Origin of the sequence: Mucilaginibacter jinjuensis (genome assembly GCF_028596025.1) — a bacterium.
GTDB lineage: Bacteria > Bacteroidota > Bacteroidia > Sphingobacteriales > Sphingobacteriaceae > Mucilaginibacter > Mucilaginibacter jinjuensis.
Genome location: NZ_CP117167.1, coordinates 5,106,836 through 5,120,076, shown reverse-complemented (window position 1 = coordinate 5,120,076; position 13,241 = coordinate 5,106,836). Strand labels below are relative to the sequence as shown.

Below are 13,241 nucleotides of genomic sequence, written 5' to 3'. Positions count from 1 at the left end.
TTGGACAAAATGAAAAAAAGATATATACAGTACGGCGCATTAGCTTTAATAAGCACAGTAAGTGTTTTGGCGTCATGTAAAAAATCGTTCCTGGAGTTAACCCCTAAAGGTCAATCTCTTGAATCAAACTATTACCAAACTGCAGATCAGGTTTACGCTGGTTTAGTAGCAGCTTACGATCCGTTGAATACACAAACCGGTGGTTCTGATAATACTTATTCAGACCCGCTTGGCCCGCTTAACGCAGCATCTGATGATTGCGTTGCAGGTGGTGGCTCGTCTTCAGATCAAAACACCTGGCAGGCCATGAATGATATGCGCCTGTTAACCCCGGCAGTTGGCCCGCAAGGCGAATTCTGGAACATTAACTTTACAGGTGTAAACCACGCCAATTTAATTTTAAGCAAAATTGTAGGTAACAACTCAATAACCGGCTTAACAACTGCTTTACAAAGCCGTTATATTGCTGAAGCTAAGTTTTTACGTGGTCACTATTATTTCGATCTGGTACGTATTTTTCAAAATGTACCTTTAATTCTGGCACCACTTACAAGCTCTGAGTTATATACCCAGAAACAAGCAACCCCTGATGCAGTTTATGCACAGGTAGAAGCCGACCTTACTGCTGCTATCCCTAACCTGCCGACTACAGTTGTACCTGCAGAGTATGGTCGCGTAACACAAGGTGCTGCAAAAGCATTGCTTGGTAAAGTTTATTTGTACGAGAAAAAATACGCCCAGGCTGCTGCCATGTTTGCTGATGTAAATGGTACACCTGGCGGTACAAGCACTTACGGTTACCGCTTAATGGCTAACTACGGTGATATTTTCAGCCCGGATCATAAATTTAACAGCGAGTCTATTTTCGAGATTGAGCGCACAGGTACCCAAAGCTACAGCTGGGGTAACTGGAACCAGTTTAAATCGAGCGTTTATTCACAAATGATAGGCGCAAGAAGCTATACTGGCCCTATTTATTGGGCAGGTTGGGGCTTTAACCCGGTAACTGCCGATTTAGCTACCGCTATGAAAGGCGACCCACGTTATGGTTATACCATTGTTAATATTGATAGTTTAGCTAAAGCTAACAATGCTACTTACCAGGCAAGTTACCAGAACACTGGTTACTTTATCCAAAAGTATGCACCGTTGTTGAAATATAAAGCAGCAACAGGTACCACAGAGCTTAACTTCCCTAACGATTACATTGAGATCCGTTTAGCGGATACTTACCTGATGGAAGCCGAAGCATTAGTACAAGGTGCGGGTGATGCAGGCCGTGCAGCAGCTTTATTAAACGCTGTACGTGCACGTGTTGGTTTACCTGCTGTAGCAGCTACTTTAGCTAATATCCAAAACGAACGCCGTTTAGAGTTAGCTACTGAAGGCCACCGTTGGTTCGACTTAGTTAGATGGGGCCTTGCTCCAACTGTATTGGGTACATCTAAGCACTTTACTGCTGGTAAAAACGAAATTTTACCAATCCCGCTTAATGAGCTTAATAACACTGTATTAGTACAAAACAAAGGATATTAATCCATCATAAATGAAAAACTGCCGGTTTTATCCGGCAGTTTTTTTATTTATATAACCGTAATGTGTCGTATAAACACATTGAAAGTTTCTTCAAATGATTTTTTCTGCATCAGTCAGAAAATCAATAATTTAGTGTCTTGTATTTATCTACCATGAGCAAAAAAAGAGTATTACGTATTGCGGCTGTATTTCTGCTTCCGCTTACACTCATTTTTTCTCAATGTTTTAATAATTCTGATAAGAAAGCTACCGATCCGCGTGGAGAATTATATGCAGGCTCTGCAAGTTGTGTAAAATGCCATAAAGATATTTCACACTCGTTTTTAGGCACAGCTCATTACTTTAGTTCGAGGCCGGCTTCATTAAAAAATATTCAGGGTAGTTTTAATAAAGATTCAAACACTGTTGTTTATAACGACAGTTTGAAAGTGGTAATGGAGAAGCTTCACGCCGGCTTATACCAAACTGCTTATTTAAAAGGTAAGCAGATAGAGTCGCAGCCATTTGATATTGTGTTTGGTAGCTCAAAGGCACAAACATACATTTTTTGGAAAGGTAATGAACCTCACGAACTGCCCATATCTTATTTCAATGGCCTGCATAACTGGACTATCAGCCCCGGTTATGATGGGGATGTGGCAGATTACAGCAGACCCATTATATCGCGTTGTTTTCAATGCCACAGTTCTTACATCAATGATGCACCGCAGCAAACTCAAAGCCTTCATCACGTAGCGGCTTTTGATAAATCATCACTCATTATGGGTATTGATTGTGAGCGCTGCCATGGTCCAGGAGCCAATCATGTTAACTTCCATACCGAATTCCCGGAGCAGAAGGTAGCAAAGTATATTACTAAATTTTCGGCATTAACCCGGTCACAAAAACTGGATGCATGCGGGGTATGCCACTCCAGCAGCAGGGAGCAATTTCAGACCTCGGCATTTAAATTTAAGATGGGCGATACCCTTGCTAAATTTAAAGAGCCAAATTTTTTACCTGAAGATCCCAACCCGCCAACACTTGATGTGCACGGCAACCAAAATGGCCTGCTGGCAACCAGTCAATGCTTCATAAAAAGCAATATGGATTGTAGCAATTGCCATAATACGCACGTTAATGAAAGTGCTAACATGGCTGTTTATTCGCAACGCTGCATGGTTTGCCATAGCGAAGCCAAACATAATTTCTGCACTATGGCGCCAAAATTAGGTGCTGTAATTAAAAATAATTGCATTGATTGCCACATGCCTTTAAAGCCATCAAACCTTATTACGGTTGCAGGCTCGGGGGGTAAAATGATTGTGCCTTATATGGTACGCACACATCATATTGCCGTTTATCCCCAGGAATCGCAGAAAATTGCGGCTTTTATAAAGGAACAAGAAAAATAAAACTAAATCGCTTATAAGTGATTGTACATAAGATCTTTAGCGCCTGAGAAACGCTTGAGTAAGGACTGAGTGAGATTGGTCCGGATTTTAGTTGATTATCATTTAATTGGTAATTGTTGCGTCCCGGGTTGAGAGCCGGGACGCTTTTTTTATGCCCTTCCTAATTTGTTGTTTCTGTTGCTGATTCATCACCTTAACAACTTACGGCTATAAGCCTGTAAAAACCAAACGATTTAAAATCCTGTTGCCCTACTGTTTGCCTTGATGAATAAATATAGTGCCGCTGGGGGGGCGTAATTGATCTTCGGCGGAGCTTTGATCCCATTAATTACCCAGGCATTATGATAATGATTAAAAACTCAAAGAAGATACCTGTATTGCGTTATGGCCTGATTGTATTGCTGGTAACTATTCTTTTTTCGGGAGCTTTTTACCTTTACATGCGTTACGACAGTGCGCGGCAATTGCGTTACAAAATTGGTAAGTTACTTACCGCCCGTGCCAATTCGGATATTGTTGACAGTTGCCTGCTAAACCTTTACAGTGCTGATAATAACAGCAGGCTCTATGCAATTACCGGCGATAAAAAGTACGCCAATCTTTTTTCGGCACAGCTTAGTAAATTAAGTACCCAATTGGCTGAAATTAAATTTGATGATAATAAAATACCAGCCTTAAAGGCCGATAGACTCAATGGTTTGATAAGCCAAAAAAAGGAAAAAACAAGTAACTATATCAGGCTAACATCATTAACTGACAGCCTGATTAAATCGACCCTGAAGATTGATAGCATGCTGAGTTATACACCTGCTAAACAATCGGCACCGGTAATCAGAACTACAAAAACTATCGTACATATTGATACGATTAAACCGGCTGTAGTTACAGTTACTACACCTAAGAAAAGAAAGTTTTTTGGGCGGATATTCTCTGCAATCTCAGGCAAAAACAAAAAAGCTGAACAGGTAACAACCAATGCACCGGTTATTGTAAAGCGGGATACCCTGACCAAAACTATCGTACAATCGGGTATTACTTATAATGCTATTGCTAAAAAAACATACAGAAACCATCATAAGCTTAATATTGCCAATACAGATCTCCGGAAAGATGAGCGCGACATATTGCTGATCAACAATAACCTGATTATTGATATTGTATCTGAGCTGAACAAGTATAAGGCACTGGAGATAAAATATGCTGCAGATAGTAAGGCCGAGCTTGCCGATAAGGTGAGCAGTGTTTTTAAAGAGTACAACTACCTTTCGAAGTTTACCATAGTGGCTCTCATATTGTTGCTGATCGCGGTGTTTTATAACATCTGGAAAATATTTAATAACGAGGTTGCTATCATCGCTCATTCAGAAAAGGCCGAACAATATGCCAACAATAAAAGCATGTTTATGGCCAGTATGAGTCATGAAATTCGTACGCCACTTAATTCGGTAATCGGATTTTCTGAGCAGCTGGCATCGGGTAAGCTTAATCCCGATCAAACGTTGCAGATCAACGCCATCAGGAGCTCATCGCAGATGTTACTGGAGGTTGTTAACGAAATCCTGGATTTCTCGAAATACGAAACCGGGAAGATGACTTTCGAGCAGCAGCCTTTTATGCTTAATAACGTTTTAAATGATGTTTTGAATGCGGTAGAGATCCAGGCTGCAAAAAAAGGGCTGATCTTAAAGCAGGATATTTTATTGGATGAAGATTTGTGTATTAGCGGCGATATGTTGCGGTTAAAACAAGTAGTGATGAACTTGTTGGTTAACGCCATAAAATTTACACCCAAAGGGCAAGTGTTATTGCAAGCCAAACTAATGCACAAAAGGCATGATAAGGCGGTATTAAAAGTGCGGATAAAAGACACAGGCATCGGTATCAAAAAGCATGATCTGCCTACCATATTCGATGAATTTTCGCAGGTGGATGAAGCACAAAAAGTAACCCGCCATAAAGGAACGGGTTTGGGACTGGCTATCTGTAAAAAGATCATTGAGTTGCAAGGCGGCCGTATTAAAGTAATCAGCGAGCTAAATAAAGGCTCGGTATTTAGTTTTGAGTTACCTGTTACCATAGCCGACAAGGCAGATTGTGTTGAAGCACAACAAATAAGTACGGAAGATTTAGCCAACCTTGTAACCGGTGCCCACGTGTTATTGGTTGAAGATAATGAGCTAAACGTATTACTGGCCAAAACCATATTGAAGAAATGGAAAATAACCTGCGATATTGCTTACAATGGCCAGGAAGCTTTCAATTTATTTGAGGAGTATACTTACGATTTGGTGCTTACCGATATACAAATGCCGGTAATGGGCGGGTTAGAATTATTATCGTTAATCAGGCAATCGCCTAATTCATTAAAGGCAGAAATGCCGGTCATCGCGTTTACAGCTAATGTATTGAAAGAGGCTCGGGATGCTTATTTCAAAGCAGGTATTGATGACATTGTATTAAAACCATTTAATGAACGGGACCTTATTGAGAAGATAAGCCAGGGCTTAAAGAACAAATACACACAAACCGATAAGTTTCTGAGCCAGAACACAACTAATGGGGATGTGCTGGAAGGATAAAAAAAACGATCCCCACTGTTGTTAAACAATGGGGACCGTTCTAATTAAAATTTGCAATTTAAATCTCGGCCAAATATTTATGTACAAAGCTGATGGCCATTGAGCCTTCACCTACGGCAGATGCTACACGGTTCATGGCTCCGGCACGCACATCGCCTGCGGCAAATATGCCTGGGCAGCTGGTCTCCAGCGAATATGGATCACGTTTTGATTTCCATAGTTTGCTGAACTTCTCGTTGCGTTTCAGTTCCGAGCCTGTTTCTACAAAGCCACGGTTATCAGTGATAATGGCATCACAAAGCCAGTCTGTATAAGGTTTGGCACCGATGAAGATGTAAAGTGCTGCCGCTTCTTCTGTAGAGGTAGTGCCATTGTTCAGGTCTTCAATAACTAATTCTTCCAGTCTTTCTGCCGAGCCTTTGGCTTCCTTAATTTCAGAGCAGCCACGGATGGTGATGTTATCTACCTGTTTAATCTGGTCAATTAAATAAGATGACATGGTTGATGACAGATCAGGCTTGCGGATAATGATGTAAACGTGCTTGGCAAATTTAGACAGGTACATAGCACCCTGGCCGGCAGAATTGCCGCCACCCACCACATAAACCATTTTATCACAGCAGGCCGATGCTTCTGTAGTAGCAGCACCATAGTAAACGCCGGCTCCCGTAAAGTTTGAGATGCCCGGTGTATCCAGTTTGCGGTAATCAACGCCGGTGGTTATTACAATGGCTTTTGTGGTAATAGTTGAATCATCATCCATTGTTATCATCTTATAACCATCTTTAAAGCTGATGTCTTTTACAGATTGTGGCGTTAAAAACTCAGTACCAAAGCGTGACGCCTGTGTTAAGGCACGACGAGTAAGGTCTGAACCACTTAATCCCGTAGGGAAACCTAAATAGTTCTCAATCCTCGAACTGGTTCCGGCTTGGCCGCCGGGTGATTTACGTTCGATCAACAAAGTCTTCAAGCCTTCTGATGCGCCATATACCGAAGCAGCTAAACCCGCAGGGCCTGCGCCGATAATGGCTACATCATAAACCTCGCTCTTAGCTTTAGAGTTAAGGCCGATGGTTTCTGCAATTTCCTGTATAGTAGGGCAGGTTTTTACCTTGCCATCAGCATAAATAATGGCAGGCAGGGTTTTAGGGTCAATATTATTGATGGATAGCATTTGCTTGCCCTCATCAGTATCTACATCTATCCACAGGTAGGGTATAAGGTAGCCTGTTAAAAACGATTTAACATCGTGCGTTTTAGGCGAAAAGTTATAACCTATTAACTTAATACCGCTAAAATCGGGGCGGTAGTGGCTTTGCCAGTCATCAAGTAAATCATCAACAACAGGGTACAATTTTTCCTGTGGCGGGTCCCATGGTTTGCTCAGGTAATAATCAAGCTTAACCTCGTTGATGGCTTTTATGGCGGCATCGGTATCAGAATATGCCGTAAGCAATATGCGTTTGGCATCAGGGTAAAACTCAATGGTTTTGGTGAGAAAGTCTACGCCTTCCATCTCCGGCATACGTTGGTCTGATATAAACATGGCTACCACTTCGCCTTTGTTTTTCAGTTCTACCAAACTGGCTAAAGCTTCGTTGGCAGATGTGGTGCTTAATATGCGGTATTCGTTATGATATTGAACTCTTAAATCGCGACTAATTGCCCTTAATACGCTGTTATCGTCATCTATAGAAAATATAATGGGTTGTTTCATGGTAAGGGATTGTTTTAGATAGGTACTACTTTTCGTTAATTGGGATACATACTATAAAGGATGTATTGCCCGGCTCGGATTTTAATTTAACCGAACCATGGTGCTGATCGATGATGCGCATTACAACATCGAGCCCAAGGCCGGTTCCTTTGCCTATTTCTTTTGTTGTAAAAAATGGGTCGAATATCATGGAGCTGATCTCCTCTGGGATACCCGGGCCATTGTCTGTAATGGTTACTACTACACTGTTGCGTTCTTTTTTGGTGTTGATGGTTAATGTGCCTTTTCCGTTTGTAGCCATGGCATCAATGGCGTTATCTATAATGTTCGTCCAAACCTGGTTTAGCTCGCCTGCCAGGGCTTTGGCCAATGGCAGGTCGGTAGCAAAATCGCGTACCACTTCTATGCTGGCTTTTTTAATTTTATAATTGAGCATGGTTAACGTGCTCTCTAAACCCGTGTGGATGTTGATGTATTGCTTATCGCCACCTCGATCCATGTGGCTGAAGTTTTTAACCGCGCCAACCAGTTCAGAGATGCGGCTTGATGCTTCTGCAATTTCCTTTACAATTTTGCTCGTAGTGAGGTGATAGCTCAGCCATTTAAATACAGGCACCAAAGCATAATCCGGTGGAATTTCGGCCAGGTAATCCAGGTCGGCAATGGTAAAGCCATAGTCTACCAGTATTTCGGCAAAGGTATAATCATCAATCTGGTGATCCATTAGCCAGTCAGTTAGTTCATCTTCGAGGGATGATTTCTCGAGCATGCTTAATTCCTCAACCTGCTCCCGGTCGATGATCTCATGCAGCCTTTCCTGGAAAATTTCCATCTGTGCATTGTCGAGTTTCAGCCCGGCGGTCTGCTTAAAGATCTTCGGTATATTCTTCAACAGTTCCGAAAGTGACGAAGCATTACGGCCAATAGCTGCAGCAGGGTTATTCAACTCATGCGCTAAACCGGCCGATAGCTTGCCCAGGGCAAACATTTTTTCATATTGCTGCTGGCGTGTGGTTGCAAAACGTACACGGGTTATCATGGTGTGTACGAGCGCCTCAGTTAATTCGAAGTACAGGTGGGTGGCCTTTTTAATATCTTCTATAGACACCGACAGTACAATGGCATCCTGCACGCAGGTAACACGTACTATTGATGATGTACCGCGCGAGTACGGCAAGTAACCGCTAATGGTACCCGGTTCTGAAATGCCGATCTCATTAATTTGCTTGCCTTGTTGTATACACACATTGAATTTGCCGTACAACAGGAAATTGGTGGCCGTAAAAGTATCGCCAATTTCATAAATGTTTTCGCCTACGGTAAATTCATGGCAGGTGCCAACATCCAATAACCATTGTAATTGATCGGTTGGTACGCCGGAAAGAGGCTCAAAACTTTGTAATAATTCAATAGTACAGGGCTGCATAATAGAATATTTTATGTTTAAAATGCCACAACAGGCATTTATGGTAGATTAGTTATAGTTTTACTGCAAGATAAGCAGAGTATTAGAAAAATAATTCAATAATAAATTTCAATAGTTTTATAGACACACAAGTTTACCGCATTGTTACATCTGGCTATATTAAATTGTCGTTAATTTATATTTTGATGAGCCAGGGCTGGCGAAATATAAATATAATACCGGGTGTGGGGGCTTGCTGGGTATTATATGATGATATATAATGCAGGCACAATGGGCGTGTGCGCAGGGCAAATGTATAAAGAATATTATAAAAAAGAAATATTGAAAAATATACTTGTGCTTCAACCCACATTCGGTTGCACGCGCTCTATTCCTTTATTGATACCGGCTTTAAGCATGTTGCCAAAACCATCATCGGGCAAATATTGGGTAAAGTTTGATGCTGATAGGTAATTCTCAAACGCTTTAGCAAAGTTGCCCAGATCCTCATGACATTTGCCGATGTTTAAATATAGCGAAGGAAACACGCTTTTAATTTCTTCGCCGGATATGCTCAATGCAAAACTTAATGCTATTTCATCCCATTTTAATTTATCGGCCACATTATTTTGGTGCCGGGCGAGATAATGGGCAGCGGTGAGTTTTTCTACAGCTTCGGTAGCTTCATGCCAGGCCTGCTGAAACAGGTTTGCCGCTTTCTCCGGATCCGCTTCTCCTTCGGCCATCATTCCTTCTGCACAAAGTTTGTTGATTGGGTTTTCAGGGTCGAAGAGCATAATGGTGAATATTAACGCGATTAAATTATCAGAATAATTACTTAAAATCTCTTTGCGTAGATTCTACCCCTTATTAACGTTTTGGCAAGTTGCACTGATAGTAGTGTTCCCCTAATTTAGGGGAATGCAGTGACAGTGCTACCACTTCTAACATTAATAAGGGGTATTTAGGTAGATGAAATTTATGTCCTAAATAAAAAGTTATCCGCAATTAAAGTTCTGTGTTTCGTGGAAGCTGATGAGTTTCAGCATTACATCAATCGCAATTTCGTAGTTCTTAGCGCCAACCAGTTTCTTGTATTGTTCTTCCAACGTTAATATTTGCGATTTAATGTGGTTGTAAAAACCTTCACCCTCGGGTGTTAGTCTGATAATCATTGAGCGGGCATCGGTTTCGCTTTTATCACTTTTAACCATATTAATGGCCTCCAGTTCTTTAATTATTTTACTGGTGGCCTGCTTGGTCACATTTAGCCGCTCGGCAAGGGCGCTGTTTGATATGCCTTCGGTGCCCACACTCATAAATAGCGGCAGGTGCGAATAGTTAAAGCAGGGCTGATCTCCGCAGCAAAGCTGTTTATTGATCCACTCGTCGGTCAGTCGCTTTAGTATATATACAAGCTTTGCAGCAATTCTGTCTGTGCTTTTCGTTTCCATACTTGATGTTATTGGGGCCTTAGCTTTACAACAAAATAGCAGAGTTGTTTTGGCTGCGGCCTTTTATACGATGGTTAGTCAACTTAGTTTACCAAGTTAAGCATTAAAAATCGAATTTAACAAATGCTCTTAAACCCCATTTTGGTGCATCCGGGTCATCCAGGTAAGTAAAACGCCTAACCATATCTAAACGCAATACTTTAAATATGTTACCCACACCAACGCTACCCTCTAAATACGGGCCATTGCTCAAAGCACGAGTAGTGGCAACGCCTTCGCTGTTAACCGGGTATTGCAGTAAATTGGGGTTATTAGCCGGGTTATTCTCGTTTCGCACACCACCCCAAAGGCCTTTAAAGTCTACAATTTCACGCAGTTTCAATTTTTTAAGCAAAGGCACTTTGTTGAAGAAGAAACCATTAAAACAGTGGTCTATATTGATGCTGGCATAGTGGTCGCTCACAAACTCCAGGAAGTTCATTAAGTTGTACGATTGCAGTTGCAAAGCATAAGTCTGGTTGGCATGGTGAATATCCAGCAATGGGAAAGGCAGCTGACCGAAAATATAACCACCTTCGGCAGTAACATCAGTATAACCCAATTGTGATACATAGAAACGTTTGTTAACGTTACCTGTAAAGTTAGAGTATTTATACTGACCGCCCAGAAAGCCATCAAAGCCCTGGTTGTAACGTAATGTAAAAATCGGGTATTTATCGATGATTGGGATACGATACAGTTTACCCTGATAAAAACGCTCGTGTGGTGCGTAGCGCAGTTCGAGGTTAAGCTCGGTAATGTTTATTCTGTCAACGTTGCTGATGCTACTGTTTATATCATCCGGGTTTGAAGGCAGGTGACCATAACCGTTCAGGAAGTACAATGAACCGGCAGAAGTTTGTCCCCATTTTTTAAAGCCAACTTTATACGAGAAGTGGTTTAAATACTCATGCACATAATCTAAACGGAAAATATCGTTGTACAGCCACATATCGTTCTCACCTCGTTTAAAGGATAGTAAAAAGTTATCTTCCTGTACAAACTGCAGCTCTTGTCCCGGTATTTTGGTATCATGCTGAAAACTTGCCCGCACATAATTTTGGGGGAAAGAGTAGATCGATTTGTTATTGATAGAGTAGGTGCTGCTTAAAAAGTATTTAAACTTTTCATCCTTGGTACCATAAGCCACATAAGTTTCTAAATAATAACGTTTGCTGAAAGTAGGCGTAGTACGGCCACCAATACGGGGACGGAAACCCTCGACCGGGTTAAAGCTATAAAATGTATTAACCGGACCAACTTCAAACGGGCCATAGTTTTTATAACCCGCAACAAACAACGTTACCAAATCCATTGTGCGTTTAAACGATGGGATGGTTTGCAGGCTATCAATGTTTTTGTAGATATTGGCTTGGGCAGCCGGTATGGTGTCCGGGCGGCTTTCTTTCCAATAGGCATCATCTTTCTCGTCAGATTTTGCTGCTATAACTTGCGCCGGACCATCATAGGTTTGTTTTGGGCGAGGCGTGTTTATCGCAAACTTATTCAGGATCACTTTACGCTCGCCGTATACACCACCGCCTTTATTTTTGCTGAGGCCGAAGTCCATTTTCAAATCACTTTGACTTAAGTGGTAACGGCCATCACTATTTTTCTCAAATGCCAGGGTAGCCTGCATCTGGCGAACAAAGTTTAAGTTGATGTTTTTATTAACGGTTAGCACGGCGTTTTCTACCGCGTAGTTGCCATCCATCGTAACATACAGCTTACCTTCAAACAATAAATCGTTAGTGTTGCGCGGGGTAAAGCTCAGCTCGATCAACATCGGCGACTGGTCTTTCAGCGTATCGGTAATAAAGAATTTATAAAAATCGGGAGAGTGATCGGCAATGGGGCTCAGTATCTGGTTGGTTAACAGCGATACGTTGTTATCGTAAATGTTAATATCCTGATAAATGCGGTTAAAGTATGAAGATAAACCCTGGTTATCTATAAAATTCTCATCGTACTTAACCTGTTTGGTAGCCTCTACAATTTGCTTTTTGGCGAAAGGGGCTTTGCGGTAATAGTTTTGCGAAAGCTTTTCTTCCATATAAATAGGCAACAGGGTTTTACCACCAATGGCTGTAGAATCTTGCTCCTGGAATAAGAACTGGTAGTTTTTGAATAAACGCTTGTTTCTGAATTTATCCGATAGGTTGCTCAGGTAAAAGTTCATCCGCTCATACTGCTGGTACTCGGTATAATCGTAGCTCTCGAGACGGTTCTGGTTTTTATGCGCAATAACCTTGCGAATTAGTTCAACAGCTGGGTTATCCTTGTTACGGTACTTGGCTTTTTTGCCGCCTTTTACTACCACCTCGTTCAGCAGACGTTGGTCTACACCCATAGCAACATTAATAGTTTGTTCTTTGCCGGGTTCGATAGTGCGAACAACGGTTTTGTAACCAACAAATGATATTTTGATTTGTGTATAAGTGGCGTTAGAAGTAGATATGCTAAACTTACCGTTATTGTCTGTACTGATACCCTGCGTGCTGCCTGCAAAAACTACAGTTACATAAGGCAGGGTTTCTTTGGTTTTAGCATCGGTCACGGTACCTTTTACTACCGTATTTTGGGCGAAAGACAGTGTGGTACTTAAAAGAAAAAGCACTGTTAAAGTGCCGCGATAGAAATTTTTAGTAAAAATAGAACTCATTATAGAGGGAGAAACGTGTTTAGTTAAAAAGAGCAGTATTGCTAGAATTGCTGTATGCTTGGCTGCTTTCTGTATGCATAGGTAGTTGTTTAACCGGATTTGGCTGGCTGGCCATGTTTAGTAAAACACTACCATAAGTACGGATAGACAGTACAACAAATTCCATATCGATTTCAGCACCCAGCAGGTTTTGTTTAAGGCCTTCTTTAACGGCATCCATTAAATAAGTTTTGATCTGTTGGGTTGATTTTGCATTGAAATGAAAATTCACTTTTGGCAAATGCAATTGTACCGATGCTTTCTCGGCAAGCTTATGGCGTAATGCCTGAACTTTGGCCGGGAAATCGTGTAGTGCATTGTGGTGTAAGTCGAGTGTTTTCATTATCCTGCTGATTGATGATACAAAGGTAAACTAAGTTGACTAATATAGTCAACTTAGTTTACGATTTTGA

9 protein-coding genes are annotated in these 13,241 nt (G+C 41.4%); 3 read left to right on the top strand and 6 right to left on the bottom strand.

What is annotated here, in order from left to right:
- The first annotated feature begins 9 nt into the window (after window positions 1-9).
- From PQO05_RS22055 to PQO05_RS22045, 3 genes are all read left to right on the top strand, one after another.
- A complete protein-coding gene (locus tag PQO05_RS22055; protein WP_273629613.1) occupies window positions 10-1,536 on the top strand; it encodes a RagB/SusD family nutrient uptake outer membrane protein in 1,527 nt (508 codons plus the stop codon).
- A gap of 152 nt (window positions 1,537-1,688) precedes the next feature.
- Window positions 1,689-2,930 (top strand): multiheme c-type cytochrome, encoded by a 1,242-nt coding sequence (locus PQO05_RS22050; protein WP_273629612.1) that lies wholly within the window; start codon window positions 1,689-1,691, stop codon window positions 2,928-2,930.
- Between the two features lie 347 nt (window positions 2,931-3,277).
- Window positions 3,278-5,509: an ATP-binding protein gene (locus PQO05_RS22045; RefSeq protein ID WP_273629611.1), complete on the top strand. Its 2,232-nt coding sequence runs from the start codon at window positions 3,278-3,280 to the stop codon at window positions 5,507-5,509.
- Between the two features lie 58 nt (window positions 5,510-5,567).
- Here PQO05_RS22045 and PQO05_RS22040 read toward each other — a convergent pair whose 3' ends face one another.
- The 6 genes from PQO05_RS22040 to PQO05_RS22015 form a co-directional block, all read right to left on the bottom strand.
- Window positions 5,568-7,229, bottom strand: coding sequence for an NAD(P)/FAD-dependent oxidoreductase (locus PQO05_RS22040; RefSeq protein WP_273629610.1), 1,662 nt, complete (start codon window positions 7,227-7,229; stop codon window positions 5,568-5,570).
- Between the two features lie 25 nt (window positions 7,230-7,254).
- Window positions 7,255-8,655, bottom strand: coding sequence for a sensor histidine kinase (locus tag PQO05_RS22035; RefSeq protein ID WP_273629609.1), 1,401 nt, complete (start codon window positions 8,653-8,655; stop codon window positions 7,255-7,257).
- Window positions 8,656-8,996: 341 nt separating this feature from the next.
- Window positions 8,997-9,431, bottom strand: coding sequence for a hypothetical protein (locus PQO05_RS22030; protein WP_273629608.1), 435 nt, complete (start codon window positions 9,429-9,431; stop codon window positions 8,997-8,999).
- A 201-nt stretch (window positions 9,432-9,632) separates the two neighbouring features.
- Window positions 9,633-10,088, bottom strand: a complete 456-nt coding sequence (locus tag PQO05_RS22025; RefSeq protein WP_273629607.1) for a MarR family transcriptional regulator — start codon at window positions 10,086-10,088, stop codon at window positions 9,633-9,635.
- A gap of 103 nt (window positions 10,089-10,191) precedes the next feature.
- Window positions 10,192-12,789: a DUF5686 and carboxypeptidase-like regulatory domain-containing protein gene (locus PQO05_RS22020; protein ID WP_273629606.1), complete on the bottom strand. Its 2,598-nt coding sequence runs from the start codon at window positions 12,787-12,789 to the stop codon at window positions 10,192-10,194.
- Window positions 12,790-12,808: 19 nt separating this feature from the next.
- Window positions 12,809-13,171 carry a hypothetical protein gene (locus tag PQO05_RS22015; RefSeq protein ID WP_273629605.1) on the bottom strand — a complete coding sequence of 121 codons (363 nt, stop codon included), beginning with the start codon at window positions 13,169-13,171 and terminating at the stop codon, window positions 12,809-12,811.
- Window positions 13,172-13,241 lie beyond the last annotated feature (70 nt).